We start from the raw sequence: 26,108 nt of genomic DNA, 5'->3' as shown, positions 1-26,108 counted from the left end.
ACAGGTGTCCGACCGCTGGCTAAAGGGAGGGCAATGTCCGGTAACTCCTTGCTGGAGCCCTCGATTCCGAAGTAGCGTCCTAAGTCGGGTCACACACGGTGGGGGGCCGCTGAGGCTGAGTGGCCGAGGGGGGTGCTGGTGGCGAGCAGGATCGCGCCCGTGGCGGCGGACCGGTCCGTACCCGGGCTGATTGTGAAGATCGGCGACTATCCCCTGCACCACGGCGGTGTCGGGGCCATCCGCAGCCTCGGCCGGCTGGGAGTCCCGATGTACGCCGTCACCGAGGACAGATGGACACCCGCCGCCGTCTCCCGCTATCTGAGCTCCTGCTTCGTCTGGCCGACGACCGGCAGTGAGCGGCCGGGGGAGCTGGTGGCGGGGCTGCTGCGGATCGGCCGGGAGATCGGCCGCCCGACAGTCCTGATCCCCACGGACGAGGAAGCCGCGGTGCTCATCGCGGAGAACGCCGGCGAGCTGGCCGGCCCCTTTCTCTTCCCGCCCGTCGAGCGCGGGCTGCCGCGCCGGCTGGCCAGCAAGCAGGGCCTGCACGAGCTGTGCGTGGAGCACGGCGTCCCGTCCCCGTCGGCGCTCTTCCCGGCCTCGTACGAGGAGATCGAGAAGTACGCCTCCGTCGCGACGTTCCCGCTGGTGGCCAAGAACCGCGAGGCGTTCGAGCGGCGGCGGCACCCGGCCGTGCACGGCACGACCCGCATCCACGGCCCGCGCGAGCTCCTCGCGCTCGCGCGCGACTGGGGCCCGGCGCCCGGCGTGATCCTCCAGGAGTACCTGCCGCGCGAGCAGGCCGAGGACTGGATCGTCCACGCCTACTTCGACGCGGAGAGCACCCCGATGGCGATGTTCACCGGCGTCAAGGTGCGGTCCTGGCCGCCGCACGCCGGCATGACGGCCAACGCCTACATCGTCGACAACCCCGAACTGGCCGCGATGGCCGCCCAGTTCATCAAGCAGATCGGCTTCTGCGGCATCGTCGACCTGGACTGGCGCTTCGACCGTCGTGACGGGCGGTACAAGCTCCTGGACTTCAACCCCCGCATGGGTGCGCAGTTCCGCATGTTCGAGAACGAGGCGGGCATCGACGTCGTCCGGGCCCAGCACCTGGACCTCACCGGCCGGGCGGTGCCCGAGGGGGAGCAGCTGGCCGGCCGCCGCTTCGTCGTGGAGAACATCGACCTGCCCGCCCTGGCCGCGTACCGCCGCAGCGGCTACACCACCCCGCACGCGCCCGCCCGGGCGAACGGCACCGAGCTGGCCTGGGCCGCCCGGGACGACATGAAGCCGTTCTTCACCATGCTCGCCCGGTTCGTGCGGCCGGGCGCGCGTCACCTGTGGCAGTTGTGGCGCTCAAGGCGCCGCTCCGCCGCCGCCGAGTAACCGGCCACCCGTGCCGGACAGCCCGCCGAGCAATGCCCTGGGAGGGGACTCGTGACACTTCCGGTAGCAGTCATCGGGGCCGGTCCATACGGCCTCTCGACCGCAGCCCACCTGAAGGCGTGCGCCGTGCCGACGCGCGTCTTCGGCTCGCCGATGGTGAGCTGGCAGGAGCACATGCCCGCCGGGATGCTGCTGAAATCCACCCCTCCGGCCTCCAACATCGACGCGCCGCAGCCCGGCCACACGCTCTTCGACTTCTGCCAGGACGTCGGCGAGCGGCGGTTCGAGTCCGACTGGGACGCCATCCCCGTCGAGACGTTCGCCCAGTACGGGCTGTGGTTCCAGCGGCGGCTGGTGCCCGGGCTGGAGCGCGAGCGCGTGGTCTCCGTCGAGCGCCGCGAGGGGGGCGGCGGTTTCGAGCTGAAGCTCGACTCCGGTGAGCAGTTCGCGGCCCGGGCGGTCGTGGTCGCCACCGGCCTGAGCGGGCTGGCCCGGCTGCCCGCCGAGCTGGCGGCGGCCGTCCCCGACGGCCCCTCCGCCAGCGGGCCCGTCTCCCACAGCTCCCAGCACAGCGACCTGTCCGTCTTCGCCGGCAAGGACGTGGTGGTCGTCGGCGCCGGGCAGTCGGCGTTGGAGAGCGCGGTGCTGCTGGCCGAGTCGGGGGCCGCGTCCGTGCGCGTCGTCGCCCGGCGCAAGGGCGCCGTCCGGTTCGGGGCGGCCCCGGACGGGCAGTCGCCGCTGAAGCCCGACACGCCCTTCGGCCGGGCCTGGTCGCTGTACGCGTTCTCCTACCACGCGGACGGCTTCCGCCACTTGCCCGCGCCGACGCGCCAGTACCTGGTGCGCCGGGTGCTGGGGCCGCTGGGCGCGTGGTGGCTGCGGGAGCGCTTCGTGGGCCGCGTCCTCGTCACGGAGGGGAAGCGGATCGTGGCGGCCCGCGTCGAGTCGGGGCGCCCGGTGCTGACCCTGTCGGGTGAGGGCGACACGACGGGCACGGGCGCGCAGAGCGAGCTGCACGCCGACCACGTGATCGCCGCCACGGGCTACCGCGTGGACGTGGCCGCCATGGACTTCCTCGGCCCCGGCCTGCGCACCCGGCTGGCGGTCAGCGCGGGCGGCCCCCGGCTGGGCCCCGGCTACCGCTCCTCGGTCCCGGGCCTGTTCTTCACGGGCCTCCCGGCGGCGGCCAGCTACGGCCCGGTCATGCGCTTCGTCTGCGGTACGGAATACGCCTCGCCGCGCCTGGCCAGGGCGGTGGCGGCGCTGTAGGGGACGCCGGCCGGCGGGCCGCCGGCCGAAGGGCGCCGGACGGGCTGGATTCGTCCAGCCCGTCCGGGGGCACCTTCCATCGGTGGCCGGGGGAGTTCGGGGACACGCGCCGGGTGCCGTCCCGGAGCCGGGACGAAGCCCCCGGAAACGGTGAAAGGCCGGGCCCGGGGCACCTCCCGCCCCGCGGCGGGCCGGAAGCGGACAAGAGGGGGTACCCCGCACGGGGAACGGTCGGCGGAGAGCGATCGAAAGGGCAGGCGCCCACGGTGATCGACAGCCGACCGGATACGCTGACTTTTGGTGGAAGACAGCGACACATCGACAATCCCCGTGTTCGCAGGCAGACAGGAGTACCCCTCGTGACCGTCGTCGGGCCTTTTGGGCTGAGCGTGCGGGACCAGGCTCTTGAAGCCGATGTCCAGGCCGGGTTGGCCGCTGTCGAGGAGGGCCTCCTGGAGGCCACCAAGAGCGGCGTGCCCTTCATCACCGAGGCCGCCCAGCATCTCGTGCAGGCCGGGGGCAAGCGGTTCCGCCCGTTGCTGGTGATGCTCTCGGCGCAGTTCGGCGATCCGTACGCCCCGGGCATCGTGCCCTCGGCCGTCGTCGTCGAGCTGACCCACCTGGCGACGCTCTACCACGACGACGTCATGGACGAGGCCGAGGTGCGGCGCGGCGTGGACAGCGCCAACGCCCGCTGGGGCAACTCCGTGGCGGTCCTCACCGGCGACTTCCTCTTCTCGCGCGCCTCGCGGATCCTCGCCGACCTCGGCCCGGAGGCCGTCCGCATCCAGGCCGAGGCGTTCGAGCGCCTGGTCACCGGCCAGATCCTGGAGACCGCCGGCCCGCGCGACGGGCGGGACCCCATCGAGCACTACCTCGACGTCATCGCCGGCAAGACCGGCTCGCTCATCGCCGTCTCCGGCCGCTACGGCGCGATGATGTCCGGCGCGGACGAGCGGGTCGTCGAGATCCTCACCCATTACGGCGAGCGGCTGGGCGTCGCCTTCCAGCTGGCCGACGACGTGCTCGACATCGCCAGCGACTCCCACGAGTCCGGCAAGACGCCCGGCACGGACCTGCGCGAGGGCATCCCCACCCTCCCCGTGCTGCACCTGCGGGCGGCGGCCGAGGCCACCGGCTCGCCGGAGGACCTCGAACTGTGCGCGATGCTCGAAGGCGACCTCGGCGACGACGCCGTGCTCGCCGAGGTGCTGCGCCGGCTGCGGGTGCACCCGGCCCTGGAGCAGGCCCGGCGCGACACCGTCCGCTTCGCCCAGGAGGCCCGGGCGACGCTGGCGCCGCTGCCCGACTGCCCGGCGAAGGCCGCGCTCGAGGAGCTGTGCGACGCGGTGGTGCACCGGGCCGGCTGAGGCCCCGTCAGGCCCGGTCGGTCCCCCGGGGCGGCACCCGGTCCGGTGCCGCCCGTCGCCGCGGCGGTCCGCCGCGCGGCGGTACGCGCCCTAGGGGGCGTCATACCCGAGGCGTACGGGGAGTTGATCCCGTCGGCTGACGACTTCCGCGGGCCGGTTTGGTGGAATTGAAGCGTCTTCTCCGGGGAAAACCCGGACTCCTGCGCCACCACCGCGCGGTCGGGCCACAATGAGCCTAGGTGTGGGCGAGTGCACGACGCGAGAGACCGCCGCCGACGACGGAGGTAGAGCACATGGCACGGATCCAACCGACACCGGGCACCGACGGCACGGGCGGGGACGGTGCGCCCACCGGGGGCGCCGGCCGCCGCAAGGCCGTCCGCTACGCGGTACCCGTCGCCGTGGCCGGCGTCGCGGCGGCGACGATCGGCATCGGGTCGGCCCTCGCGAACACCGGCGACCCCGACCTGCCGAAGATCAGCGCGCAGGACCTCATAGCCAAGATGGCCCAGTCCGACACGCAGCGGATATCCGGGTCGGTCAAGATCAGCACGGATCTGGGGCTGCCGTCCCTGCCGTCGGGCATGTCGTTCGGCACGGGCGGCAAGGGAGCCGGCCACGGCCGGGACGGCGCCGAGGGCGCGCCGGCCCCGTCCCCCGAGTCCAAGCTCACCGAGCTCGCCGCCGGCACCCACACGCTGCGGATCGCCGCCGACGGCCCCGACAGGCAGCGGCTGTCGGTCGTCGAGCGCGCCGCCGAGTACACCGTGGTCCACAACGGTGCCGAGGTCTGGGCGTACGACAGCGCGACCAACACCGCGTACCACTCCACGTCCTCCGAGGCGCGGAAGAAGCACGAGGCGCCCAAGGGCCTCGGCGACGCCTCGCCGCAGGAGCTGGCCAAGAAGGCCCTGGCCGCCGTGGACGACACGACGGCCGTCACCGTCGACGGCACGGCGAAGGTGGCCGGCCGGGACGCCTACCAGTTGGCTATCAAGCCCAAGCAGGGCGACTCGACCGTCGGCGCGGTACGGATCGCGGTCGACGCGAAGAACGGCGTCCCGCTGCGGTTCACCCTCTCCGCGAAGAGCGGCGGCAAGGCCGTCGTGGACGCGGGCTTCACCAAGGTCGACTTCGGCAAGCCCGCGCAGAGCACGTTCTCCTTCACCCCGCCCAAGGGCGCCAAGGTGACGGAGGCCGGCGCCGGGGGGAAGAGCGCCGACCGCGACCACAAGGGCAAGCTCCCCGAGGGCCTCGGCCTTCCCGGCGGCCTCCTGGGCGCCGGCGGCGACGGGTCGGCGACGAACGTCTCGGGCAAGGGCTGGTCCTCGATCGTCGAGATCAAGGCGGGCAAGGGCTTCGACAAGGGCGCCGTCACCGGCAAGGGCAAGAGCCGGGGCGCGGACAAGGGCGCGGGCGACGCCGGTGCGCTGCTCGACGGCTTCGGCTCCAAGGTCTCGGGCGACTTCGGCTCCGGCCGGGTCTTCAGCACCAAGATCATCAACGCGCTGATGACGGACGACGGCAAGGTCTACGTCGGCGCGGTCTCCAAGGACGCGCTGGTCAAGGCCGCGAACGCGGCGAAGTAACGGCGGCCCGGGAAAGCGCCGTGGAGGAGCCGCCCGCCGGGCAGCCGGTGATCGCCACCCGTGCGCTCACCAAGCGCTACCGCGGCGGGCAGCTCGCCGTCGACCGCCTGGACCTGACCGTGCCGCGCGGCAGCGTCTTCGGCTTCCTCGGGCCCAACGGCTCCGGCAAGACGACCACCATCCGCATGCTCATGGGGCTGGTCACACCGACCTCGGGCACCGCCCGGGTGCTCGGCGAGGAGATGCCCCGGGCCGGCGGGCGGGTGCTCCCCAGGGTGGGCGCCCTCATCGAGGGCCCCGCCCTGTACGGCTTCCTCACCGGCCGTGACAACCTCCTGCGGTTCGACGCCGCCGACCCGTCGGCCGACCCCCGCACCCGTGCGGCGCGGGTGGACCGGGCCCTGGCACGGGTGGGGCTGACCGCCGCCGCCGGAAAGAAGGCCCGTGCCTACTCCCTCGGGATGAAGCAGCGGCTCGCCCTGGCCGCGGCGCTGCTCCAGCCGCGCGAGCTGCTCGTGCTGGACGAGCCGACCAACGGCCTCGACCCGCAGGGCATGCGCGAGATCCGCGCCCTGGTGCGCGCCCTGGCGGCGGAGGGCACGACGGTCTTCCTCTCCTCCCACCTCCTCGACGAGATCGAGCAGGTCTGCACCCACGCCGCCGTCATGTCCCGCGGCCGGCTCCTCGCCCAGGGGACCGTCGCCGCGCTGGCCTCCTCCGCCCGGAGCCGGCTGGCCGTCACCACCGCCGACACGACGGACGCCGTCCGCGTCCTGAAGGAGCACGGAGTGAACGACCTCCAGGTCACCGAGGACCGCGTCACCGGCGAACTGCCCACGGGGGCCCCGGTGGACCTCGCCGCCCTCAACGCGGCGCTGGTGGGGGCGGGGGTGCGGGTGCGGGCCTTCGGGGCCGAGCGGGCCTCGCTGGAGGACGCCTTCGTCGCCCTGACCGGGGAGGGCTTCGATGTCGCGGGCTGAGGCCCCCGCGGGGCGTGCCGTGGCCGGACGGCTGGGACTGTCGCTCCTGCGCAGCGAGGTGGGCACCACCTTCCGGCGCTGGCGCACGCTCGCGCTGCTGGGCGTCCTCGCGGCCGTCCCGGTCCTGGTCGGCATCGCGGTGAAGGTCGAGACGGGTGACGGCGGAACGGTCGGGTCGGCCGAGGGGCCGGCGTTCATCGGCCAGGTGACCAACAACGGCCTCTTCCTGGTCTTCACCTCCCTCGCCGCCACGCTGCCGTTCTTCCTGCCGCTGGCCGTCGGGGTCGTCGCCGGTGACGCGGTCGCGGGCGAGGCCGGCTCCGGGACGCTGCGCTACCTCCTGGTGGCGCCTGCCGGGCGGACCCGGCTGCTGCTGGCCAAGTACGTCACCGTGGTGACCTTCTGCCTCGTGGCCACGCTGGTCGTCGCCGCGTCGGCACTGGCGGTCGGGGCGCTGCTCTTCCCGGTGGGGGAGGTGACGCTGATCAGCGGGACGACGGTGTCGTTCGGCGAGGGGCTGCTGCGCGCGCTCCTGATCGCGGGCCTGGTGGCGGCGTCGCTGACCGGCCTGGCGGCGCTCGGGCTGTTCGTCTCCACGCTCACGGGCAGCGGCGTCGCGGCCATGGCCACGACGGTGGGGCTGCTGATCGCCGTCCAGATCATGGACCAGTTCCCCCAGCTCGACGCGGTGCGGCCGTACCTCTTCCCGCACTACTGGCTGAGCTTCGCGGACCTGCTGCGGAGCCCCGTCTCCTGGGACCAGCTGCTGCGCAACCTGGAGCTTCAGGGCTGGTACGTGGCGGTGTTCGGCTCGGCGGCGTGGGCGGGCTTCACGGGGCGGGACGTGACGGCGTGAGGATGCGGGGTGGGGGAGGACCCTCACCCCGCACCGCGGTCGTCACCGTCAGAACGTGAGCTTCCAGCTGTTCAGCGCGCCGGAGTCCTGCGCCGCCACGTCCTGCACGCGCAGCTTCCACGTGCCGTTCGCGACCTCGCCGGAGGCGTCGACCGTGAAGGTGGTCTTCACGTCCGCCGCCGAGTCGTTGGCGCTGGAGTCCTTCAGCCGGTAGGTCTTCCCGCTCGGCCCGACCAGGTCGACCACCAGGTCGCCCCGGTAGCTGTGCCTGATGTCGACCACGACCTTCAGAGCCGACGGAGCGTTGCCCGAGACGCCGGTCACGGTGATGGGGGACTCGACGGCCGCGCCCGCGTCCGGGATGGCCACCTGGCTCTTGCTCTCGAAGCTCGTGCCGGACGGCGGGGTCGTGCCTCCGCCGCCGCTCAGCGTCCAGATCGCGTGGGCGATCGCGTCGCTGTTGTTGTCCAGCGCGGTGTCGTCGATGTTCGCGCTGGTGTCGCAGGAGGAGTGGTAGCAGCGGTCGAACGGCTGGCCCGCCGTACCGCCCCACTTCTGGGCCTGCGCCGCCGTCTTGGTGTAGTCGGCGCCGCTGAACAGGCCGCCCACCGCGACGCCCGCGTCCTTGAAGGGCGCGTGGTCCGAGCGGCCGTCGCCCTCGGTCTCGATCTCCGTCGCGATCTTCCTGGCGGCGAAGAAGTCCTTGAAGACGCCTTCGAGCCGGGCGTCGTCGTCGTAGACGAAGTAGCCGGGGTTGGGCGAGCCGATCATGTCGAAGTTGAGATAGGCGTCGATCTTGGCGCGCTCGGCGGCGGGCAGCTGCCGGACGTAGTTCTGCGAGCCGATCATGCCCAGCTCCTCCGCGCCCCACCAGCCGAAGCGCAGGTGCTTGTCGGGCTTGTAGCCCTGCTTGGCGACGGTGAGGGCGACCTCCAGGATGCCGGCGGATCCGGAGCCGTTGTCGTTGATGCCGGGACCCCGGGTGACGGAGTCGAGGTGGGAGCCAGCGAAGACGACGTGGTTCGCGTCCCCGCCGGGCCAGTCGGCGATCAGGTTGTAGCCGGTCTGACCGCCCGTGGTGAACTGCTGGACGGTCGTGGTGAAGCCGGCGGCGTCCAGCTTGCCCTTGACGTAGTCGATGGACGCCTTGTAGCCGCTGCGGCCGTGGGCGCGGTTGCCGCCGTTGGCCGTGGCTATGGACTGCAACTGGTTCAGGTGCGCCTTGACGTCGGCCACGGATATGTCGGGCGCGGCGGCGGAACGGGCGGCGGCCGGCCCGGCGGTGGCGGCGGTGGGGGCCGCGGTCGCCGGGACGGAGGCCGCGCCGAACAGGGCGGCGGTGACGGCCGCGCCGGTGGCGAGCCACGTGGCGGCGGTGCGTGTTCTTCGGGGTGGGGTGGGCAGGGTTGGTCCGGTGAGTTCAGGCATGGGGGGCTCCAACTCCATTTGACGTGGCCATGATGTTGAGCGCCGCCTGAAGGTGCGTCAAGGGCGAATTCCGGACACCAGGTACCGGTTTCCGGATATCGGGCGCACGGTCAGCCCTGCTGAGCTGTGACTTCTGATGCCTGAGTGGCAATTGTGTTTTCTGTGTTACCAGTTGCCGCCTTGGCCTCGGCGCGACGCAGCGCCGCCTGCGCGTGACGTGCCGTACGCAGCGCGTCCCACGTCAGCACCGCCAGGGCGAGCCAGACGAGCGCGAAGCCCGCCCACCGCTCGGCCGGCATCGCCTCGTGGAAGACCAGCAGGCCGAGGGCGAACTGGAAGACCGGCGCCAGGTACTGGAGCATGCCGAGCACGGACAGCGGCAGCCGCACGGCCGCGGCTCCGAAGCTCACCAGCGGCACCGCGGTGATGACGCCGGTGCCCAGCAGGAGCAGGGCGTGCCCGGTGCCCTCGGAGGCGAAGGTGGAGCCGCCCCGCGCGCCCAGGAAGAGCAGCGCGGCGAGTGCCGGGAGGAACTGCACGGCCGTCTCCACGGCCATCGACTCCAGACCGCCGAGGGCGACCTTCTTCTTGACGAGGCTGTACGTGCTGAACGTCGCCGCGATGGCGAGCGCGATCCACGGCGGCTTGCCGTAGCCGACGGCCAGCACGACGACGGCGGCCGCGCCGACGCCCACCGCCGCCCACTGGGCGGGGCGCAGCCGCTCGCGCAGCACGACGACGCCGAGGGTGATGGTCGCGAGGGGGTTGATGAAGTACCCCAGGGACGTCTCGACGACGTGCCCCGCGTTCACGGCCCAGATGTAGACCCACCAGTTCGCGGCGATGAGGGTGGCGCCGAGCGCGGCCAGGGCGAGCCTGCGGGGCTCCCGCAGCAGCGGGCGTATCCAGGCCCAGCGCCGGGTGACCGCCAGGACGGCCACGACCGTGACCAGCGACCACACCATGCGGTGCGCGAGGATCTCGCCCGCGTCCGTCGGCTCCAGGAGGGGCCAGTAGAGGGGGAAGAGCCCCCAGATCCCGTAGGCGGCGACGCCGCACAGCAGTCCTGTGCGGGTCTCACTGCGTGCTGGCTCCGGAGACACGGTTCCCTCCCGGGGGGCGCAAGGTTTCGAGGACGACCTTGCGACGGTAGACCGCGCCGAGGAGGTTGTCATGCGCGTATCGCATGACGGTCATGGCGCGTGGTGGTCCGAGGACTCACCCGCCGCCTCCCGCGCCGCGCGCAGCCGTTCGATCGCGCTCGTGACGTCCAGCGGGAGGATCGTCACCGCCACGTTCGGCAGCTGCTCCAGCACCTTGGCCATCTCCTCCGCGGTGCCCCGGTGCAGCAGCCGGCCCAGCGGGTTGCGGTACGTACGGCGCGGGATCAGCAGCGTCAGGGCCGTCGTGCCGTCCGCCGTGGCCCGGGCGGCCAGTGCCGCCACCGCGTGGCGCAGCCGCCGGTCCGGGCAGTCCACGAGCTCCAGCGGCACGATCGTGCCGGACGACTCGTCCCAGCGGGCCGTCAGGTGCCGCGCCCGCGTCTCGTCGATGACGAAGTGCACCGCCCGCACCTCGTCCGCCCGCAGCTCGTGCGCGTACTGCAGCGCCTTGATGGTGGCGAGGTCGAGGCTGTCCACGAGGACGTACACCACGTGCCGCCGCCAGTGGGGCCGTTCCGCCGCGAACGCCGGCACGTTCTCCAGCGCCTCCGCCTCCTGCCGGTACTCGCGGTTGATGCGGATGAGCGCCCAGACGCCGAGCGGGAAGACCACCACGACCAGCCAGGCGCCCTCCGTGAACTTCGTGATCGCGAAGATCACCACGACCAGTGCCGAGACCACCGCGGCCGTGAGGTTCACCCCCGTCTTCCAGTGGCTCTCCCGGCGCCGCCAGTAGTGGGCCGCCATCCCGGAGGCCGCCATGGTGAAGCCGGTGAAGACGCCGATGGCGTACAGCGCGACGAGCTTGTCGACGTTCGCCCGTGTCACCAGCACCAGCGCCAGGGAGACGACCGTGAGGCAGATGATGCCGTTCGAGAAGGCGAGCCGGTGGCCGCGCCGCGTCAGCTGGCGCGGCAGGAAGCGGTCCTCGGCCACGAAGCTGGCCAGGAAGGGGAAACCGGTGAAGGGCGTGTTCGCACCCGTGTAGAGGACCAGCGCGGTGGCGAGCTGCACGTACACCAGCCCCAGCGTCCCGGCCCAGCCGTCGCCGAAGACCAGGTGGGCCTCCTGGGCGATGACGGTCGGGTTGCCGTCCTCGAAGGGGACGGCGTGGGTGACGTGGGCGAGCGCGGAGACGCCGAGGACCATGACGCCCAGGACGCAGCTCATGACGGTCAGCGTGCGCCGGGCGTTCACGCCCTGCGGGCTGCGGAAGGCGGAGACGCTGTTGGAGATCGCCTCCAGGCCGGTGAGCGAGGACCCCCCGTTGGCGAAGGCCCGCAGCACCATGAACAGCGACGCCCCGTAGAGGAAGCCGCCGTCGGACGACCCGAGCGGCACGGCCCCCGCCGCGTGGACGTCCGCCCGCGGCAGCCCGCCGGTGAGCCCCCGGGCCAGGCCGACGGCCAGCACGAGGGCGATCGCGAGGACGAACAGGTAGGCGGGCGCGGCGAACGCGCGGCCCGCCTCCCGGATCCCGCGCAGGTTGCCGTACATGAGGACCACCACCACGGCCGCCGTGAGGGGGAGCTTGAGGTGGTCGATGCCGGTGTAGCCCTTGCCGGTGAGGTGGGCGAGGGAGATGAGGGCGTCGGTGCCGGCGGCGGTCTGGACGGCGACGGTGACGATGTAGTCGACGAGCAGGGCGACGGCCGCGATCTGCGCCACGCGCGGCCCGAAGTTCTCCCGCGCGACGACGTACGAGCCGCCGGCACGGGTGTAGACGCTCACCACGTCGCGGTAGGCGAACGTCAGCAGCACCAGGACCAGCAGGATCGCGCCGGTCACCGGCATGAGCAGGCTGAACGCGGCGATCCCGGCGACCGGGACCAGGATGCGCAGTATCTCCTCGGTGCCGTACGCCGTCGAGGAGATGCAGTCGGAGGCGAGGACGCCGAGCGCCATCGGGTTGGACAGCTTCTCCCGGGTGAGCTGCTCGGTGACCAGCGGCGGGCCGAGCAGCAGCCGTTTGACGCGGTAGCCGAGCCGGTCGCTGACGACGGGCGGGGGCGCGGCGTGTCCGGCGGGGGGTGCGGCATCGCGTTCGGCCATAGTCACATCAGAGCGGTTGCCCGCCCACGGCGACGTCAGACGCCCCGGAGTGTCACCGGAAAGCGCCGGGCGGGCCGGAGGCGGCCCGCCCGGTGTGCACCGGAGGCCGGCGCTAGCCGACCACCGTCCACGTGTCGTTGCCCGCCAGCAGCGCGGCCAGGTCGCCCTTGCCCTTCTGCTCGACGGCGGCCTCCAGCTGGTCCGCCATCAGCGTGTCGTAGACCGGGCGGCTGACGTCGCGGAAGACGCCGATGGGCGTCCGGTGCAGCGTCTGGGGGTCCGCCAGGCGCGACAGGGCGAAGGCCGTGGTGGGCGTCGCCGCGTGCGCGTCGTGGACGAGGACGTCGGCCTCGTTCTCCGGCGTCACCGCGACGACCTTGAGGTCGCCGGTGGCCCGGTCGCGCACGACGCCCTTCGCCCCGTCCGCGCCGAAGCGGACGGGCTGCCCGTGTTCGAGGCGGATGACCGCCTCCTCGGCCTGCTGCTTGTCCTTGACGACCTCGAACGCGCCGTCGTTGAAGATGTTGCAGTTCTGGTAGATCTCCACCAGCGCCGTCCCCGGGTGCGCGGCCGCCGCGCGCAGCACCTCGGTCAGGTGCTTGCGGTCGGAGTCGACCGTGCGCGCCACGAACGACGCCTCCGCGCCGAGCGCGAGCGAGACGGGGTTGAAGGGCGCGTCCAGGGATCCCATCGGCGTGGACTTGGTGACCTTGCCGACCTCGGAGGTGGGGGAGTACTGGCCCTTGGTCAGGCCGTAGATGCGGTTGTTGAACAGCAGGATCTTGAGGTTGACGTTGCGCCGCAGGGCGTGGATGAGGTGGTTGCCGCCGATGGACAGGGCGTCGCCGTCACCCGTGACCACCCACACCGACAGGTCCTGCCGCGAGGTGGCCAGGCCCGTCGCGATGGCCGGGGCGCGGCCGTGGATGGAGTGCATCCCGTAGGTGTTCATGTAGTACGGGAAGCGGGACGAGCAGCCGATGCCGGAGACGAAGACGATGTTCTCCTTGGCCAGGCCGAGCTCGGGCATGAAGCCCTGGACGGCGGCCAGGATGGCGTAGTCGCCGCAGCCGGGGCACCAGCGCACCTCCTGGTCGGACTTGAAGTCCTTGGCCGTCTGCCGGGCCTCCGCCTTGGGCACGAGGGAAAGCACCTCCGGCGGCGAGGTCTTCGTCGGCTCTGCCGTCTCAGCCATGGGTGGCCTCCTTGAACACGTCCGCGAGCTGCTCGGCCTTGAACGGCATTCCGCTCACCTGGGTGTGGGAGCGGACGTCGGTGAGGTACTTCGCCCGCAGCAGGGTGGCGAGCTGGCCGAGGTTCATCTCGGGCACGATCACCGTCTCGTAACGCCCCAGCACCTCGCCGAGGTTGGCGGGGAAGGGGTTGAGGTGGCGCAGGTGGGCCTGGGCGAGCGTGCCGCCGCCGGCGCGGACCCGGCGCACCGCCGCCGTGATGGGCCCGTACGTCGAGCCCCAGCCCAGGACCAGGGTCCGGGCCAGGCCGCCGGGGTCGTCCACGACGACGTCCGGGACGGCGACGCCGTCGACCTTGGCCTGGCGGGTGCGGACCATGAAGTCGTGGTTGGCCGGGTCGTAGGAGATGTTGCCCGTGCCGTCCTGCTTCTCGATGCCGCCGATGCGGTGCTCCAGGCCCGGCGTGCCGGGCACCGCCCACGGCCGGGCCAGGGTGTGCGGGTCGCGCAGGTACGGCCAGAAGACCTCGGTGCCGTCCGCGAGCGTGTGGTTGGGGCCGGTGGCGAAGCGCACCCGCAGGTCCGGCAGTTCGTCCGGGTCGGGGACGCGCCAGGGCTCCGAGCCGTTGGCCAGGTAGCCGTCCGAGAGCAGGAAGACCGGCGTCCGGTAGGTCAGGGCGATGCGGGCCGCGTCCAGGGCCGCGTCGAAGCAGTCCGCGGGCGTGCGCGGGGCCACGATCGGCACCGGGGCCTCGCCGTTGCGCCCGTACATCGCCTGGAGCAGGTCGGCCTGCTCCGTCTTCGTCGGCAGGCCGGTCGAGGGGCCGCCGCGCTGGATGTCGACGACGAGCAGCGGCAGTTCCAGGCTGACGGCGAGGCCGATGGTCTCGGACTTCAGCGCCACGCCCGGCCCGGACGTGGTGGTCACCGCCAGCGCGCCGCCGAACGCGGCGCCCAGCGCCGCGCCGATGCCGGCGATCTCGTCCTCGGCCTGGAAGGTGCGCACGCCGAAGTTCTTGTGCTTCGACAGCTCGTGCAGGATGTCGGACGCCGGGGTGATCGGGTACGAGCCCAGGTAGAGCGGCAGGTCCGCCTGGCGCGCGGCGGCGACGAGGCCGTAGGACAGCGCCAGGTTCCCGGAGATGTTGCGGTAGGTGCCCGGCGGGAAGGCGGACGTGGCCGGGGCGACCTCGTAGGAGACCGCGAAGTCCTCGGTCGTCTCGCCGAAGTTCCAGCCGGCCCGGAACGCCGCCACGTTCGCCTCGGCGATCTGCGGCTTCTTGGCGAACTTCTTCCGCAGGAACGCCTCCGTCGAGTCCGTCGGACGGTGGTACATCCACGACAGCAGGCCCAGCGCGAACATGTTCTTGCTGCGCTCGGCCTCCTTGCGGGAGAGCCCGAACTCCTTGAGCGCCTCGATCGTCAGCGTCGTCAGCGGGACGGGGTGGACGTTGTAGGCGTCCAGCGAGCCGTCCTCCAGCGGCGAGGTGGCGTAACCGACCTTCGCCATCGGGCGCTTGGCGAACTCGTCGGTGTTCACGATGATCTCCGCGCCGGGCGGGACGTCGCCGATGTTCGCCTTCAGCGCGGCCGGGTTCATGGCCACCAGGACGTTCGGCGCGTCGCCGGGCGTGAGGATGTCGTGGTCCGCGAAGTGCAGCTGGAACGACGACACGCCCGGCAGGGTCCCGGCGGGGGCCCGGATCTCGGCGGGGAAGTTCGGCAGCGTCGACAGGTCGTTGCCGAACGATGCCGTCTCGGATGTGAACCGGTCACCCGTGAGCTGCATGCCGTCACCGGAGTCGCCCGCGAACCGGATGATCACCCGGTCCAGCCGGCGCACCTCCTTGGTGCCCCCGGCGGGGGATGGTCGGCCGGCGAGACTGTCGTGGAGCTCGGTCTCGCCGCGCTGTGCGGCTGGATCGGCCTGCTCGGCCGGGCTGCTGACCTGGCTGGTCACTGCTTCGGACCTCCCTCATGGCGGCGCCGCGCATTCGGTGGCGCCGACCGGCGTTCCCTCGGCCATCGTACGTGGGCGAGGGGAGCCTTCCCGGGATGGATCACGGAGTCAACGGCAGCCGGTAACCCCGTTATGCCCTTGTTCGTCATGGTCTTGCACCCCCCTGGGCCCCCACTTCGAAGGCCCCGTTCCCGTTCCCGTTCCGTTCGTGCGGCTCGTCCTTTTGTTCTAGGCCGTAGGACGCGCGTCGCGTCGGTGCGACCTGAGGGCGGCGGTGCCCGGACCGGGCGGGCGCGCCGTGCGGCAGGCCGCACGCCGGGCGGCCGGAGGGCCGGCTACGACCTCAGGTACGTCAGCACCGCGAGCACGCGCCGGTGGTCGCCGTCGCTCGGCGACAGGCCCAGCTTGAGGAAGATGTTGCTGACGTGCTTCTCCACCGCCCCGTCGCTGACGACCAGCTGCCGGGCGATGGCGGAGTTGGTGCGTCCCTCGGCCATCAGACCCAGGACCTCCCGCTCGCGCGGGGTGAGGCCGGCCAGCACGTCCTGCTTGCGGCTGCGGCCGAGCAGCTGGGCGACGACCTCGGGGTCCAGCGCCGTGCCGCCGCGGGCCACCCGGACCACCGCGTCGACGAACTCGCGCACCTCGGCGACCCGGTCCTTCAGCAGATAGCCGACGCCCCGGCTGCTGCCCGCCAGCAGCTCCGTCGCGTACTGCTCCTCGACGTACTGGGACAGCACCAGCACCCCCAGCTCCGGGTGGTCGCGCCGCAGCCGCACCGCGGCCCGCACACCCTCGTCGGTGTGGGTCGGGGGCATCCGCACGTCCGCGACCACCACGTCCGGCAGGGCGTCGCCGGACGCGAGGTCCCCGACCGCCTTGATCAGCGCCTCGCCGTCGCCGACCCCCGCGACGACCTCGTGGCCGCGGTCGGTCAGCAGCCGGGTCAGGCCCTCCCGAAGCAGTACCGAGTCCTCGGCGATGACCACCCGCACCCTGTCCTCCACGATCACGATTCTCCGGCCCCCTCGGCGCCCGTGCGCCTGATCGATGCGTGAACCCTCCCAGCATCGCAGCATCCGGCCTCGGAACGGTGCGCTCCGAGGCCGGGTCGAGGGGGTGGCGCGGCGAGCCGGGGGACGGTGGCCGCGCGGTCAGGCCCGCCAGGGCAGCTCCGCCGTCACGGTGGTCGGGCCGCCCTGCGGGGAGTCGACGACCAGCAGCCCGTCGACCGAGCGCAGCCGCTCGGCGAGGCCCGCCAGTCCGCTGCCGCCGGCGGTGGAGGCGCCGCCGTGGCCGTCGTCCCCGACCTGGAGCATCAGCCGGCTGTCCACACGCCACACGTCCACACGCGCCGTGCGGGCCTGGCTGTGCTTGCTGATGTTCTGGAGCAGCTCGGAGACGGTGAAGTAGGCGATGCCCTCGATCGCGGCGGCCGGTCGCGTCGGCAGGTCCACCTCGGTCGTCACCGGCACGGTGCAGCGGGCGGCGAGGGCGGACAGGGCCGGGCCGAGACCGCGGTCGGTGAGGATCGCGGGGTGGATGCCGCGGGCGAGGTCGCGCAGTTCCTGGAGGGCGAGCTTCACCTCGCCGTGGGCCTCGTCGACCATCTTGGCGGCGGCGTCGGGGTCCTCGAGCAGCTTCTCCTTGGCGAGCCCCAGGTCCATGGCGAGGGCGACGAGGCGGGCCTGGGCGCCGTCGTGGAGGTCGCGCTCGATGCGGCGCAGGTCGGCGGCGGCGGTGTCCACGACCACCCCGCGGTCCTCCTCCAGCTCCCACATCCGCTCCGCCAGCCGCGACGGGCCCAGCAGCCCCGACACGAGCAGCCGGTCCACCTGCGTCAGGCCCCGGATCACCCAGGGGGTGCCCAGCACCAGCACCAGGCCGAGGGCCGAGGCGGCCCCGACCTCGAAGGGGCTGTCCAGGTACCAGGTGCGGCCGTCGTCGTCCCCGTACAGCTGGATGCCCGGCTGGTCGCCGTACGTCGGGAGCACCCACTTCCACAGCGGGTACAGGAACACCGTCCAGGAGACCGACCACAGCACCAACGAGACGACGAACGCGAAGAGCGCCCACGGCAGGTACAGCACCATGTAGAGCAGGTGACGCCAGGACGTCCCGCTCTTGAGGACCGCCCCCACCCAGGCCATCAGGCCGGCCCGGCCGTCCCGCGACCGCGTGCGCACCGGCTCGGGCTCGGCGACCTCCAGCCGCAGCAGCGCCCGGGCCCGGGCGCGCTCCAGGACGCCCAGCCCGCGGGCGCCGACGAGCGTGGCGGCCAGCAGCGGCACGCCGAGGAAGGTGATGAGCAGGCCCACGCCGGCCGCGGTCAGGGTGACGGCGTACGCGAACGTGCAGACCGCGATCGGCATGCCGAGCAGCAGGTACAGGAACTCGCGCCAGGTGCGGCCCTCCAACGGCGCGCGCAGCACGGCGGGCACCTTGTGCGACCGGGGCGCCTCGGGGGCGTGGGATCCGTAGTCGATGGCCATGTCCTCGTCGTCCTCGTCCTCGTCGTCCGCTCTCGGGCGTCTGCGCGGTGCCGTGCTCCGGGCGCCGGCGCGCTCTTCGCCGCCCTGTCCCCAGGATCGGTGCGCGAGGGGCCGCGGGACTATGCGGCGGGTCGGTGTCCCGGGGGTGGGGCTGTCCCCACCCCCGGAGGGGTGGCGACTAGTGGGCCGTGCGGTTCCGCCACGGCAGCTCGGCCGTCACCGTGGTCGGGCCGCCCACCGGCGAGACGACCTCGAACAGGCCGTCGACCGAGCGCAGCCGCTCGGCGAGGCCCGCCAGGCCGCTGCCGCCGGCGGTGGAGGCGCCGCCGCGGCCGTCGTCACGGACCTGGATCAGCAGCCGGTCGTCCCTGCGCCACAGCTCGACCTCGGCCGTGCGGGCCTGGCTGTGCTTGCTGATGTTCTGGAGCAGCTCGGAGACGGTGAAGTAGGCGATGCCCTCGATCGCGGGCGCGGGACGGGCCGGCAGGTCCACCGCCACCTTCACGGGCACGGTGCAGCGCGCCGCCACCGACGACAGGGCGGCGTCCAGGCCGCGGTCGGTGAGGACGGCGGGGTGGATGCCGCGGGCGAGGTCGCGCAGTTCCTGGAGGGCGAGCTTCACCTCGCCGTGGGCCTCGTCGACCATCTTGGCGGCGGCGTCGGGGTCCTCAAGCAGCTTCTCCTTCGCGAGGCCGAGCCCCATGGCGAGGGCGACGAGGCGGGCCTGGGCGCCGTCGTGGAGGTCCCGCTCGATGCGGCGCAGGTCGGCGGCGGCGGTGTCCACGACCACGCCGCGGTCCTCCTCCAGCTCCGCGACCCGGCGCTCCAGCTCGCTCGACGGGCACAGCAGCCCGCGCACCATCGCGCGGTCGGCGTTGGTCAGGGCGCGGGCGAGGTGGCCCAGAACCGGCCAGGCGACGAAGAGGGCGACGAGGGTGATGGCGAACGTGAGAACACCCCATGGCAATCGTATGAACGCGTACAGCGTGCTGCGCCACGCCACCGGGTCCTTCAGCGTCGCCCACAGCCACGGGAAGAAGCCCTTCTCCGTGCGGTGCCGCACCAGCGGGCTTGGCTCGTCGATCCGCACGCCCAGCAGGGCGCGCGCCCGGCCCCGCTCCAGCCGGCCCAGCACCCTGGCGCCCATCAGTCCCACGGCCAGCAGGGGCAGGCCCACCACGGTGACGGACAGGGCGATGCCCGCGTACAGCCACAGCGAGACGTAGACGAAGCCGCCGAGGCCCTCCGGGAGGTTCAGCAGCAGGTGGGCCACCTCCCGCCAGGTCCGGCGGCCGTAGGCGACACGGGCCGGCGGCAGCCGGTCCCCGTCGTCGAGGCCGTGGCCGTACCCCGGGTCGTATGCGGTCTCGGTGGCGGAACTGCTGGGACTGCTGGCGGTCATACGCCCAAGCCTGCCCCGGCCGGGCGGGGCGCCGCCATGGGGGTCGTGGGTGCCGGTGGGTGGGGATATCCCCACCTCCGGCCGGACAGCGCTGCTCACCCGGGCGTCGGCAGGGCCTAGACTCGCGTGCGTACAGATCGTCGAACAAACAGGACAGGGAGCGAGGGGCGGACGTGCCGGAGGCAACCGTGCGCACCAGTAGCGCCGATGTCCAGCTCGCGGCGGACTACTTCCACGGCTATGCGGTGGTCGGAGTGCTCGCCGTCGTCGGCGTGCTCTTCGTCGCCGTCGCCTTCACGGCCGGGCGACTGCTGCGGCCGGTGGTGCCGACGCCAGAGAAGCTGCTGACGTACGAGTGCGGCGTGGACCCGGTCGGCGAGGGCTGGGCGCACACCCAGGTGCGCTACTACGTCTACGCCTTCCTCTACGTGATCTTCGCGGTGGACTCGATCTTCCTGTTCCCCTGGGCGACGGTGTTCGCCGCGCCGGGCTTCGGCGGAGCGACGCTCGTGGAGATGTTCATCTTCCTCGGCTTCCTCGCCGTGGGCCTGTTGTACGCATGGAAGAAGGGCGTCCTGGAATGGACGTGACACCGTCCGTCGACCTTCCCGAGCCCCGCCGGCTCGGTCCGCTGGCCCGGCTGGCCCCCGAGCCGATGAAGGTCGTCCTGAACTGGGGCCGCCGCTACAGCCTGTGGGTCTTCAACTTCGGGCTGGCCTGCTGCGCGATCGAGTTCATCGCGGCCTCGATGGCGCGGCACGACTTCATCCGCCTCGGCGTCATCCCCTTCGCGCCGGGCCCCCGCCAGGCCGACCTCATGATCGTCTCCGGCACGGTGACGGACAAGATGGCGCCCGCCGTGAAGCGGCTGTACGAGCAGATGCCCGAGCCGAAGTACGTGATCTCCTTCGGCGCCTGCTCGAACTGCGGCGGGCCCTACTGGGACTCGTACTCGGTGACCAAGGGCGTCGACCAGATCATTCCCGTGGACGTGTACGTGCCCGGCTGCCCGCCGCGGCCGGAGGCGCTGCTCCAGGGGATCATCAAGCTTCAGGAGAAGATCGCGCAGGAGTCGCTCGGCGAGCGCTACGGCTCCGCCGGGGGCGGCCGGGCCTCGGTCGCGGAGCTCCGCAGCGGCCTGGTGAGCCCCCCGCCGGCGCCGGGCGCCACGCAGGACTCCGGGGAGACGGAGCGATGAGCGAGCCGACCGAGCCGACGCCCGAGCAGCCGGCCGAGGTGACGCCCGAGCCGACACCGGAGCCGGCGCCCGAGGTGCCCGTGGGCTGGCTGCCGCGCGGCGTCGTCGAGCTGTTCGGCGAGGGCGCGACCGCCGAGGAGGCGTACGACCTGCTCACGGTCGACGTGCCCGCGCAGGCGTGGCTCTCCGCGCTCGAAACGGCGCGCGACGTCGTCGGCTGCACGTTCTTCGACTGGCTGAGCGCGGTCGACGAGCCCGGTACGGGCTTCCGCGTGAGCGCGCACGTCGCCGCGCTGCCCGGACCCGGGGGCCGACAGGGCGTGCGCCGCCTGCTGGTGCGCACCACCGTGCCGCACGAGGCCCCCGCGCTGCCCACCGCCGTGGACGTCTACGCCGGGGCGGCCTGGCACGAGCGCGAGACGCACGAGATGTTCGGCATCGACTTCCCCGGCCACCCGCACCTGGTGCCGCTCCTGCTCCCCGACAGCTTCGAGGGCCACCCGCTGCGCAAGGACTTCGTCCTGGCCGCGCGCGTGGTCAAGGCGTGGCCGGGCGCGAAGGAGCCGGGCGAGCCGGCGGAGGGCGGCCCCAAGCGCCGCCAGATGCTGCCGCCGGGTGTCCCCGACCCCAACGAGTGGGGCCCCCTCAAGGGCCAGCTCCCCCCGGCCCCGGCCCGCCCTGCCCGCACCCCCCGAGCCGCCGGCGACCGCCCGGTCCGCCGCGCCCGCAGCGTGAGCGAGGGTTCGGCGAGTCAGGCGGAGGGTGCCGCGCCGGCGCCGCGTCGTGCGCGGAGCGCGGCGGAGGGTTCGGCGAGTCAGGTCCCGTCGGAGGCGCCTGCCCCGCGTCGTACGCGTAGCGTGAGCGAGGGTTCGGCGAGTCAGGCGGAGGGTGCCGCGCCGGCGCCGCGTCGTGCGCGGAGCGCGAGCGAGGGTTCGGCGAGCCAGCAACCCGCCACCGACGAGACCGGACCCACCCGTCCCCGCCCGGCCCCGCGCTCGTCCGACGCCCCGTGGCACCACGCCCGCCCGGCCTTCGACGAGAAGCCGGAAGCGGAGGCGGCACCCGAGCCGAAGGCCAAGCCCGCGACCGGGGCTGAGCCCGGCACGGAGCCGAAGCCTGAGCCGAAGCCCGAGCCCGCGACCGGGACGGAGCCCGGCACGGAGCCGAAGCCTGAGCCGAAGCCCGAGCCCGCGACCGGGACGGAGCCCGGCGCAGCCGACCGCGCAGCCGACCGCCCCGCCGACCGGCCGGGGGACGAGCCCGACCACGACGACACGAACCCCGCCGGAGGCGACCCCGCATGAGCAGCGACACTCTCGACGTCGTGCTGCGCCTCCTCGCCGTCCTCGTCGCCTTCCTCGTGCTGCCGCTGGCCATCGGGCAGACCGAGCACAAGGTGATGGCCCACATGCAGGGCCGGCTCGGGCCGATGTACGCCGGCGGCTTCCACGGCTGGGCGCAGCTCGTCGCGGACGGTGTGAAGTTCGCGCAGAAGGAGGACGTCGTCCCCGCCGACGCGGACCGGCGGATCTTCCAGCTCGCCCCCGCTGTGGCCCTGCTGCCCTACCTCCTCGTCCTCGTCGCGATCCCCTTCGGCCCCGGCAACGCCGTCGGCCAGTTCGTCGACGCCGGCATCTTCTACGTCCTGGCCGTCATGGGCGTGGGCGTGCTCGGTTCGCTGATGGCCGGCTGGGCGTCGGCCAACAAGTTCTCCCTCCTCGGCGGCCTGCGCACCGCCGCGCAGCTGCTGGCCTACGAGCTGCCGATGCTGCTGGCCGCGGCCTCCGTCGCCATGGCGGCGGGCACCGTGTCGCTGCCCGGCATCGTCGACGCCTTCCACTGGTGGTGGGTGCCGTGGCAGATCGTCGGCGGCCTGGTGTTCTTCACGGCCGGCCTCGCCGAGCTGCAACGGCCGCCCTTCGACATGCCCGTGGCCGACTCGGAGATCATCTTCGGTGCGTACACCGAGTACACCGGTCTGCGCTTCGCGATGTTCCTCCTCGCCGAGTACGCGGGCATCGTCGTCCTGTGCGGTCTGACGACCGTCCTCTTCCTCGGCGGCTGGCACGGCCCCCTCGGGGCCGATGGCCTGGGCTGGGTGTGGACGCTGCTGAAGACGGCGCTCCTCGCCTTCGTCGTGATCTGGCTGCGCGTGAGCTACCCGCGCCTGCGCGAGGACCAGCTCCAGAAGCTGGCCTGGACCGTCCTCATCCCGCTCGCCCTCGCGCAGATCGCGCTGACCGGCATCGTCAAGGTGGTGATCCAGTAGTGGGCGTCCCCGGCTCCGGCCTGGCCAAGGGCCTGGCCGTCACCCTGCGCACCATGACCCGTCGCTCGCGCACCGCGCAGTACCCCGAGGTCCAGCCCCAGCTGCCGCCCCGCACGCGCGGCGTCATCGGGCTCTTCGAGGAGAACTGCACGGTCTGCATGCTGTGCGCCCGCGAGTGCCCGGACTGGTGCATCTACATCGACAGCCACAAAGAGACGATGCCCCCGGCCGCCCCCGGCGGGCGCGAGCGCAGCCGCAACGTCCTCGACCGCTTCGCGATCGACTTCTCGCTCTGCATGTACTGCGGCATCTGCATCGAGGTGTGCCCCTTCGACGCGTTGTTCTGGTCGCCGGAGTTCGAGTACGCCGAGACCGACATCGCCGAGCTCACCCACGAGCGGGACAAGCTCCGCGAGTGGATGTGGACCGTCCCCGAGCCGCCCGCGCTCGACCCGGCGGCCGAGGAGCCCAAGGAGATCGCGGCGGCCCGCAAGACCGCCGAGAAGCTGGCCGCGCAGGCCCAGGAGCAGGAGAAGGAAGGAGAGGCATGACCGGCATCGGAACCGGCGCCGGCACCGGCGCCACCGCGCTCGCCGCCGCCCAGACGCACGGCTTCCTCTCCCCGTCGGGGGTCGAGGTCGTCTTCCTCCTGGTCGGCGTCGTCACCCTCGGCGCGGCCCTCGTGACCGTCACCACCAAGCAGCTGGTGCACGCCGCCCTGTGGCTGGTGGTGGCCCTCGGCGGGCTCGCCGTGGAGTACCTGCTGCTGTCGGCGGAGTTCATCGCCTGGGTCCAGGTGCTGATCTACGTCGGCTCCGTCGTGGTGCTCCTCCTCTTCGGGCTGATGCTCACCAGGGCCCCCATCGGCCGCTCCCCGGACGCCGACTCGGGCAACCGCTGGGCCGCGCTCGCCGTGGCCGTCGCCGCGGCGGCCTCGCTCGTCTGGGTGGTCGTCGACGCCTTCCGCACCACCTGGATCGACCTGCGGGGCTCGCCCCAGGGCTCCACCGAGGTCACCGGAGAGATCCTCTTCCGGCACTGGGTGCTGCCGTTCGAGGCGCTGTCCGTGCTGCTGCTCGCCGCGCTCGTCGGCGCGATCGTCCTCTCCCGCAAGGGGAACCGAGAAGGGGAGCAGCGCTGATGCACCTCGTCTACGCCGCCGTCCTCGCCGCCCTCCTGTTCTGCGTGGGCCTCTACGGCGTGCTCGCCCGGCGCAACGCGATCCTCGTGCTGATGTCCGTCGAGCTGATGCTCAACGCCGTCAACCTCAACCTCGTCGCCTTCGACGTGTGGCTGCGCGACACGCTCCACGCCGGCCAGGCGCTCACCCTCTTCACCATCGCCATCGCCGCCGCCGAGATCGGCATCGGCCTGGCGATCGTCCTGCTCGTGTACCGCAACCGCGGCACCGCCGACGTCGACCGCCTGCGCGACCTGAACGAGGACACCCCCGCCCCCGGAACCGCATCCGCAGACCGCGACGAGAAGGCCGAGGCCGCCGCGTGAGCACCACGACCACCGCCGTTCTCGTCCCCCTGCTGCCCTTCCTCGGCGCCGTCGCCGGCCTCATGGCCGGCCGCCGCGGCCCCGGTTTCGTGCGGCCCCTCGCCGTGCTGCCCACCGCCCTGTCCGCCGTGCTCGCGGTGGCCGTGGCCTGGCGGCAGGGCGGCGGCGAGGCCCTCGACGCCGCCACGCGGCTCACCCCCACCGGGTCCGTGCCGATCGACCTCGCCCTGCACCTCGACGGCTTCGCCGTCCTGGTCGCCGTGCTCGTCGGCGTCGTCGCCACCTGTGTGCAGCTGTACTCGACCGCCTACCTGCGCGACGATCCGCGCTACCCCTCCTACGCCGCGCTCGTCTCCCTCTTCACCTCCGCCATGCTGCTCGTCGTCTACTCCGGCGACCTGATGGTGCTGCTGGTCGGCTGGGAGATCATGGGCATCTGCTCGTACTTCCTCGTCGGCCACTACTGGGAGACCGAGGCCGCCCGCGCCGCCTCGCTCAAGGCGTTCCTGGTCACCAAGCTCGGCGACGTGCCCTTCCTGATCGGCGTCTTCGCGCTCGCCGCCGACGCCGGAACGTTCCGGATCAACGGCATCCTCAGCGCCGCCGTCGCCGGCGACATCCAGCACCCCACCCTCGTGGCGCTGCTGCTCCTCGCCGGCGTCGCGGGCAAGTCCGCGCAGTTCCCCCTGCACACGTGGCTGCCCGACGCGATGGCCGGCCCCACGCCGGTGTCCGCGCTGATCCACGCCGCGACGATGGTCGCGGCCGGCGTCTACCTCGTCGCCCGTCTCCTCCCCGTCTTCACCGCCTCGGCGGCGGCCCTCGTCGTCCTGGCCGTGATGGCCGCCGTCACGATGGTCGGCTCGGCGCTCGCCGCGCTCGCCCAGGACGACGTCAAGCGCGTCCTCGCCTACTCGACCGTCGGCCAGCTCGGCTACATGACCGGAGCCCTGGCCGTCGGCGACCGCGGGGCCGCCGTCTTCCACCTCATCTCGCACGGCGCGTTCAAGGCGCTCCTCTTCCTCGGGGCGGGCGTGATCATCCACGCCGCCGGTACGAACTCCCTGGCCGCCATGGCCCGGATGAAGGGGCTCGCGCGGCGCGTCCCCGACGCCTACTGGACGATGACCGTCGCCCTCCTGGCGCTCGCCGCCATCCCCCCGTTCAGCGGCTTCTTCTCCAAGGAGGCCGTCCTCGGCGCCGCCGAGCACGCCGCCACCGGCCACAGCCCCGGCATCCCGGGCGCGGTCGGCTGGACCGTCCTCGTCGCCGGGTTGCTCACCGCCCTCCTCACCGCCGCCTACGCCACCCGGCTGTGGCTGCTGGCCTTCCACGGCAAGGGCACCGAGGCCCCCGACCACGGCCGCGAGCCGCTGGCCATGAACGGGGTGCTGTGGGTGCTGTTCCTGCCGACCGTCGCCCTGGGCTTGGCCGCCTGGAAGCTGCCCCGCTGGTTCGACGGGCGCTCGCTGACCCCCGCGCTCACCACCTCCGTCCTCTCCACCGGCTGCGCCCTCGCCGGCCTGCTCGTGATGTACGCCGCGTGGCGGCAGACGAGCGCCGCCGCGGCCCGCACCCCGCTCGGCGCCGTCGCCGCGGACCCGGAGGCCGCCCCCTACGTCTCCGAGGAAGAGACCATCGCCACCCACGAGGCCGCCTACGGCGGTATCGCGGGCGCCCCGGACCCCGCCGACCCCGGCCGGGTCCTCCTGGGCCCCCTGCACCGCCACGCGGTCACCGGCTTCCACCTCGACGCCGTGTACTCCGCGCTCTTCGTCCGGCCCACGCGTGGCGCCGCCCGGCTCGTACGCTTCCTCGACCGCGAGGTCGTCGACGCCTACGTGCGCGGTGCCGGCACCGCCCCCCGCCTGCTCGGCGCCGCCGTGCGCCGGGCCCAGACCGGCAATGTGCAGACCTACCTCGGCGCCCTGCTCGCAGGCTCCGTCGTGCTGGCCGTCGCCGCCGTTCTCGTCGCCACCGGAGCCTGACC

22 protein-coding genes are annotated in these 26,108 nt (G+C 73.0%); 14 read left to right on the top strand and 8 right to left on the bottom strand.

What is annotated here, in order from left to right:
• Positions 1-138 precede the first annotated feature (138 nt).
• The 6 genes from CYQ11_RS13710 to CYQ11_RS13685 all read left to right on the top strand — a co-directional run bounded on the left by CYQ11_RS13710 (position 139) and on the right by CYQ11_RS13685 (position 7,456).
• Complete coding sequence (locus CYQ11_RS13710; RefSeq protein WP_099199701.1) at positions 139-1,392, top strand: carboxylate--amine ligase; 1,254 nt, start codon at positions 139-141, stop codon at positions 1,390-1,392.
• A gap of 51 nt (positions 1,393-1,443) precedes the next feature.
• A complete protein-coding gene (locus CYQ11_RS13705; RefSeq protein ID WP_099199373.1) occupies positions 1,444-2,661 on the top strand; it encodes an NAD(P)-binding domain-containing protein in 1,218 nt (405 codons plus the stop codon).
• A gap of 359 nt (positions 2,662-3,020) precedes the next feature.
• Positions 3,021-4,031, top strand: a complete 1,011-nt coding sequence (locus CYQ11_RS13700) for a polyprenyl synthetase family protein (RefSeq protein ID WP_099199374.1) — start codon at positions 3,021-3,023, stop codon at positions 4,029-4,031.
• Between the two features lie 293 nt (positions 4,032-4,324).
• Positions 4,325-5,620 carry a LolA family protein gene (locus tag CYQ11_RS13695; RefSeq protein WP_099199375.1) on the top strand — a complete coding sequence of 432 codons (1,296 nt, stop codon included), beginning with the start codon at positions 4,325-4,327 and terminating at the stop codon, positions 5,618-5,620.
• Positions 5,621-5,640: 20 nt separating this feature from the next.
• Positions 5,641-6,600, top strand: a complete 960-nt coding sequence (locus CYQ11_RS13690; protein WP_099199376.1) for an ABC transporter ATP-binding protein — start codon at positions 5,641-5,643, stop codon at positions 6,598-6,600.
• Entirely contained in the window at positions 6,587-7,456 is an 870-nt protein-coding gene (locus tag CYQ11_RS13685) for an ABC transporter permease (RefSeq protein ID WP_099199377.1), read from the top strand. The genes CYQ11_RS13690 and CYQ11_RS13685 overlap by 14 nt, the downstream gene beginning before the upstream one ends.
• A gap of 48 nt (positions 7,457-7,504) precedes the next feature.
• On the opposite strand, the gene CYQ11_RS13680 is transcribed toward CYQ11_RS13685, so the two are convergent.
• From CYQ11_RS13680 to CYQ11_RS13645, 8 genes are all read right to left on the bottom strand, one after another.
• Complete coding sequence (locus CYQ11_RS13680) at positions 7,505-8,884, bottom strand: M28 family metallopeptidase (RefSeq protein WP_099199378.1); 1,380 nt, start codon at positions 8,882-8,884, stop codon at positions 7,505-7,507.
• Between the two features lie 110 nt (positions 8,885-8,994).
• Complete coding sequence (gene rarD, locus CYQ11_RS13675) at positions 8,995-9,987, bottom strand: EamA family transporter RarD (protein WP_240003412.1); 993 nt, start codon at positions 9,985-9,987, stop codon at positions 8,995-8,997.
• Positions 9,988-10,077: 90 nt separating this feature from the next.
• The gene (locus CYQ11_RS13670; RefSeq protein ID WP_099199380.1) at positions 10,078-12,099 is read right to left on the bottom strand and encodes an APC family permease; all 2,022 of its coding nucleotides are present in this window, start codon (positions 12,097-12,099) and stop codon (positions 10,078-10,080) included.
• A 112-nt stretch (positions 12,100-12,211) separates the two neighbouring features.
• Entirely contained in the window at positions 12,212-13,294 is a 1,083-nt protein-coding gene (locus CYQ11_RS13665) for a 2-oxoacid:ferredoxin oxidoreductase subunit beta (RefSeq protein ID WP_099199381.1), read from the bottom strand.
• Positions 13,287-15,251: a 2-oxoacid:acceptor oxidoreductase subunit alpha gene (locus CYQ11_RS13660; protein WP_099199382.1), complete on the bottom strand. Its 1,965-nt coding sequence runs from the start codon at positions 15,249-15,251 to the stop codon at positions 13,287-13,289. The genes CYQ11_RS13665 and CYQ11_RS13660 overlap by 8 nt, the downstream gene beginning before the upstream one ends.
• 335 nt (positions 15,252-15,586) lie before the next feature.
• Positions 15,587-16,246, bottom strand: a complete 660-nt coding sequence (locus CYQ11_RS13655) for a LuxR C-terminal-related transcriptional regulator (RefSeq protein ID WP_279382118.1) — start codon at positions 16,244-16,246, stop codon at positions 15,587-15,589.
• A gap of 159 nt (positions 16,247-16,405) precedes the next feature.
• A complete protein-coding gene (locus tag CYQ11_RS13650; protein WP_099199383.1) occupies positions 16,406-17,743 on the bottom strand; it encodes a sensor histidine kinase in 1,338 nt (445 codons plus the stop codon).
• A gap of 178 nt (positions 17,744-17,921) precedes the next feature.
• Positions 17,922-19,145: a sensor histidine kinase gene (locus CYQ11_RS13645; RefSeq protein ID WP_099199384.1), complete on the bottom strand. Its 1,224-nt coding sequence runs from the start codon at positions 19,143-19,145 to the stop codon at positions 17,922-17,924.
• A 173-nt stretch (positions 19,146-19,318) separates the two neighbouring features.
• On the opposite strand from CYQ11_RS13645, the gene CYQ11_RS13640 reads away from it, so the two are divergent.
• The 8 genes from CYQ11_RS13640 to CYQ11_RS13605 are packed head-to-tail and all read left to right on the top strand — an operon-like array spanning position 19,319 to position 26,106.
• Positions 19,319-19,735, top strand: a complete 417-nt coding sequence (locus CYQ11_RS13640) for an NADH-quinone oxidoreductase subunit A (RefSeq protein WP_099199385.1) — start codon at positions 19,319-19,321, stop codon at positions 19,733-19,735.
• Positions 19,726-20,343: an NADH-quinone oxidoreductase subunit B gene (locus CYQ11_RS13635; RefSeq protein WP_099199386.1), complete on the top strand. Its 618-nt coding sequence runs from the start codon at positions 19,726-19,728 to the stop codon at positions 20,341-20,343. The genes CYQ11_RS13640 and CYQ11_RS13635 overlap by 10 nt, the downstream gene beginning before the upstream one ends.
• Positions 20,340-21,647, top strand: a complete 1,308-nt coding sequence (locus CYQ11_RS13630; RefSeq protein WP_099199387.1) for an NADH-quinone oxidoreductase subunit C — start codon at positions 20,340-20,342, stop codon at positions 21,645-21,647. The genes CYQ11_RS13635 and CYQ11_RS13630 overlap by 4 nt, the downstream gene beginning before the upstream one ends.
• Positions 21,644-22,612 (top strand): complex I subunit 1/NuoH family protein, encoded by a 969-nt coding sequence (locus tag CYQ11_RS13625; protein WP_099199388.1) that lies wholly within the window; start codon positions 21,644-21,646, stop codon positions 22,610-22,612. The genes CYQ11_RS13630 and CYQ11_RS13625 overlap by 4 nt, the downstream gene beginning before the upstream one ends.
• Before the next feature lie 53 nt (positions 22,613-22,665).
• On the top strand, positions 22,666-23,163 hold the full coding sequence (locus CYQ11_RS13620; RefSeq protein ID WP_099197766.1) for a 4Fe-4S binding protein: 498 nt from the start codon (positions 22,666-22,668) through the stop codon (positions 23,161-23,163).
• The gene (locus CYQ11_RS13615; protein WP_099199389.1) at positions 23,160-23,753 is read left to right on the top strand and encodes an NADH-quinone oxidoreductase subunit J family protein; all 594 of its coding nucleotides are present in this window, start codon (positions 23,160-23,162) and stop codon (positions 23,751-23,753) included. The genes CYQ11_RS13620 and CYQ11_RS13615 overlap by 4 nt, the downstream gene beginning before the upstream one ends.
• Positions 23,753-24,118, top strand: coding sequence for an NADH-quinone oxidoreductase subunit NuoK (gene nuoK / locus CYQ11_RS13610; RefSeq protein WP_099199390.1), 366 nt, complete (start codon positions 23,753-23,755; stop codon positions 24,116-24,118). Before CYQ11_RS13615 ends, nuoK begins: the two co-directional genes overlap by 1 nt.
• Positions 24,115-26,106 (top strand): NADH-quinone oxidoreductase subunit 5 family protein, encoded by a 1,992-nt coding sequence (locus tag CYQ11_RS13605; RefSeq protein ID WP_099199391.1) that lies wholly within the window; start codon positions 24,115-24,117, stop codon positions 26,104-26,106. Before nuoK ends, CYQ11_RS13605 begins: the two co-directional genes overlap by 4 nt.
• Positions 26,107-26,108: the final 2 nt, after the last annotated feature.

Origin of the sequence: Streptomyces cinnamoneus (genome assembly GCF_002939475.1) — a bacterium.
Classification (GTDB): domain Bacteria; phylum Actinomycetota; class Actinomycetes; order Streptomycetales; family Streptomycetaceae; genus Streptomyces; species Streptomyces cinnamoneus_A.
The sequence above is the reverse complement of the archived record's forward strand: the minus strand, read 5'-3'. Positions and strand labels throughout refer to the sequence as shown.